Below are 2,950 nucleotides of genomic sequence, written 5' to 3'. Positions count from 1 at the left end.
GTACCACTTCGCGATCCTCTTCGAGGCGCTGTTCATCCTCACCGCGGTGGACGCCGGCACCCGTGCCGGGCGTTTCATGCTGCAGGACCTGCTCGGCAACTTCGTGCCGGCCCTGAAGCGCACCGAGTCCTGGACCGCCAACGTCATCGCCACCGCCGGCTGCGTGGCCCTCTGGGGCTGGCTGCTGTACCAGGGTGTGATCGACCCGCTGGGTGGCATCAATACCCTGTGGCCGCTGTTTGGCATCTCCAACCAGATGCTGGCGGGCATCGCCCTGATGCTGGGCTGCGTGGTGCTGATCAAGATGAAGCGCCAGCGCTACGTCTGGGTCACCCTGGTGCCGGCCACCTGGCTGCTGATCTGCACCACCACCGCAGGCCTGATCAAGCTGCTCGACCCGAACCCGGCGGTGGGCTTCCTGGCCCTGGCCAAGAAGTACAGCGATGCCGCCGCCGCTGGCCAGATCCTGGCTCCGGCCAAGGACATGGGACAGATGCAGCACGTGATCTTCAACGCCTACACCAACGCGACCCTGACCGCGCTGTTCCTCTTCGTGGTGCTGAGCATCCTGTTCTACGCCATCAAGGTCGGCCGCGCCGCCTGGGTGAAGCCGGAGCGCACCGACAGGGAAGCGCCGTTCCAGCCGATTCCGGACGCTTGAGGAGAACCTGCGCATGTTCAATGACCTGAGCCGGATGGGTAAGTACCTGGGCCAGGCTGCCCGGATGCTGGTGGGCATGCCCGACTACGACACCTATGTCGAGCACATGCGCGGCAAGCACCCGGACAAGCCGGTGATGAGCTATGAGGAGTTCTTCCGCGAGCGGCAGGAAGCCCGCTACGGCGGCGGCAAGGGACGGCCCGTACGCTGCTGCTGAACCCCTCAATGCGGTAACCTGAGCGCCACGCCTGTCGTGGCGCTTTTTCTATGCGGGACCCCGATTTCGAGGATTGCCCTGATGTCTGCCCATCTCCCCATTCCGGTCACCGTGCTCAGCGGCTTTCTCGGTGCCGGCAAGACCACCCTGCTGAAATACATCCTCAAGGCCGAGCACGGCCTGAAGATCGCCGTGATCGAGAACGAGTTCAGCGAGACACCGATCGACGGCCAGTTGCTGGGCGAGGAGCCGGTGCAGGTGATGACCCTGGCCAACGGCTGCGTCTGCTGCTCCATCCATGTCGAGCTGGAGAAGGCGCTGTTCGTGCTGCTGGAGCGCCTGGACGCCGGCGAGCTGGCCTTCGACCGCCTGGTGATCGAGTGCACGGGCCTGGCCGACCCGGCGCCGGTGGCGCAGACCTTCTTCGCCGACGAAGAGCTCTGCGAGCGCTATGTGCTGGACGGCATCATCACCCTGGTGGACGCCGCCAATGCCGACCGACACCTGCAGGAGACCATTGCCCAGGCCCAGGTGGGCTTCGCCGACCGCATCCTGGTGAGCAAGACCGACCTGGTCGAGCCCGACGCGTTCGAAGCGCTCAGCCAGCGCCTGCAACGCATCAACCGCCGCGCGCCGATCCGCGTGGTCGATCACGGCCGCATCGACCTGGCCGAGCTGCTCGACGTGCGCGGCTTCAACCTGAACGCCGACGTCGGCCCGGCACTGAGCCTGCGTCCGCTGAGCCCGGCCGGTACGCCGGACCGCATCGGCACCCTGGTGCTGAAAAGCGATAGACCGCTGGATATCGACAAGCTCAGCGCCTTCATGGAGCAGCTGCTGGAGGAGCACGGCAACTCCATGCTGCGCTACAAGGGTGTGCTGGCGATTGCCGGCGAGGAGCGCCGGATGGTGTTCCAGGGTGTGCTGCGGCTCTATGGCTTCGACTGGGATGCAGAGTGGAAAGAAGGCGAAGCGCGGGAGAGCGTGATGGTATTCATCGGCGACCAGTTGCCCGAGGAGAAGATCCGCGCGGGTTTCGAAGCGGCGCAGGTGTGAGCGGATCGAAAGTGCGAATGAATTTGCTCCCACAGGCGGCGGGCGTGGGGACGTAGGATGTGGTGGAGCGAAGCGATACCCATCAACCCGGGTCCGCATGGGTATCGCTCTGCTCCACCCATCCTACAGTCGGGAAGCGCTTACCAGAGCGGCAGCACGTAGCTGAGGATCAGGCGGTTCTCGTCGATGTCGTTGGTGAAGTTGGAACGCACCGAGGCATTGCGCCACTTGATGCCGAAGTTCTTCAGCGGACCGTCCTGGAACACGTAGGCGATGTCGGTGTTGCGTTCCCATTCCTTGCCGTCTTCGCGGTTGGCGCCGAGGTCGATGTTGTCGCCGGACAGGTAACGGGTCATGAAGGTCAGGCCGGGGAGGCCGAGGCTGGCGAAGTTGTAGTCGTAGCGGGCCTGCCAGGATTTCTCGTCCTTGTTGGCGAAGTCGCCGATCTGCACGTAGTTGACCAGGAAGGGATCGGTGCCGTTGATATAGGCGAAGCCGGTGTCGCCGCTCATGCTCTGGTAGCCGAGGCCGAAGGCATGGCCGCCGAGGGCGTAGGTGAACAGGGCGCCGAAGGCCTTGTTGTCGACGTTGCTGGCGCCTTCGTCGGTGGAGCGGGCGAAGCGCAGGTCGCTCTTCAGCGACTGCTTGTCGCCCAGCGGCAGCAGGTGCAGGACGCTGACATAGTGCTGCTTGTAGAGGTCGTCCAGCTCGCCATAGTGATAGCCGGTGCTGAGGCTGTCGTTCCACTTGTAGCTGGCGCCGGCGAAGTTGAACTGGTCGCTGGTGGTGCCGGGGCGGACGACGATGCCACGGGCGCCGCCGTTGGCGAGGGTCATGTCCTCGTAGTCGGAGGAGTCGCGCTGGTTGACCTGCTGGAGCTGGCCGGCGTCGAAGGTCAGGCCGGCGAGCTCCAGGGAGTTCAGGTGACCGCCCTGGAAGGTCTGCGGCAGCAGGCGCGAGTCGTTGTACTGGACCACCGGCAGCTTGGGCAGCAGGGTGCCGACCTTGAGCACGCT

General features: G+C 64.9%; 4 protein-coding genes. 3 read left to right on the top strand and 1 reads right to left on the bottom strand.

What is annotated here, in order from left to right:
• The 3 genes from E8F11_RS13435 to yjiA all read left to right on the top strand — a co-directional run.
• Positions 1-661 (top strand): carbon starvation CstA 5TM domain-containing protein (locus E8F11_RS13435; RefSeq protein WP_280289311.1); only part of this gene is annotated, 661 nt, incomplete at its 5' end.
• A 13-nt stretch (positions 662-674) separates the two neighbouring features.
• A complete protein-coding gene (locus E8F11_RS13430) occupies positions 675-878 on the top strand; it encodes a YbdD/YjiX family protein (protein WP_280289310.1) in 204 nt (67 codons plus the stop codon).
• 81 nt (positions 879-959) lie between these two features.
• Positions 960-1,934 (top strand): GTPase, encoded by a 975-nt coding sequence (gene yjiA / locus E8F11_RS13425; protein ID WP_280289309.1) that lies wholly within the window; start codon positions 960-962, stop codon positions 1,932-1,934.
• A 140-nt stretch (positions 1,935-2,074) separates the two neighbouring features.
• Here the strand turns inward: yjiA and E8F11_RS13420 are convergent.
• Positions 2,075-2,950 (bottom strand): OprD family outer membrane porin (locus tag E8F11_RS13420; protein WP_280289308.1); only part of this gene is annotated, 876 nt, incomplete at its 5' end.

The sequence above is a fragment of the Pseudomonas sp. BN417 genome, from assembly GCF_029871205.1.
Taxonomy (GTDB): Bacteria; Pseudomonadota; Gammaproteobacteria; order Pseudomonadales; family Pseudomonadaceae; genus Metapseudomonas.
The sequence above is the reverse complement of the archived record's forward strand: the minus strand, read 5'-3'. Positions and strand labels throughout refer to the sequence as shown.

Bases quoted from the DNA above. Each gene is read 5' to 3' on its own strand.
- E8F11_RS13430 (WP_280289310.1), top strand. From the start codon at position 675: ATGTTCAATGACCTGAGCCGGATGGGTAAGTACCTGGGCCAGGCTGCC.
- yjiA (WP_280289309.1), top strand. From the start codon at position 960: ATGTCTGCCCATCTCCCCATTCCGGTCACCGTGCTCAGCGGCTTTCTC.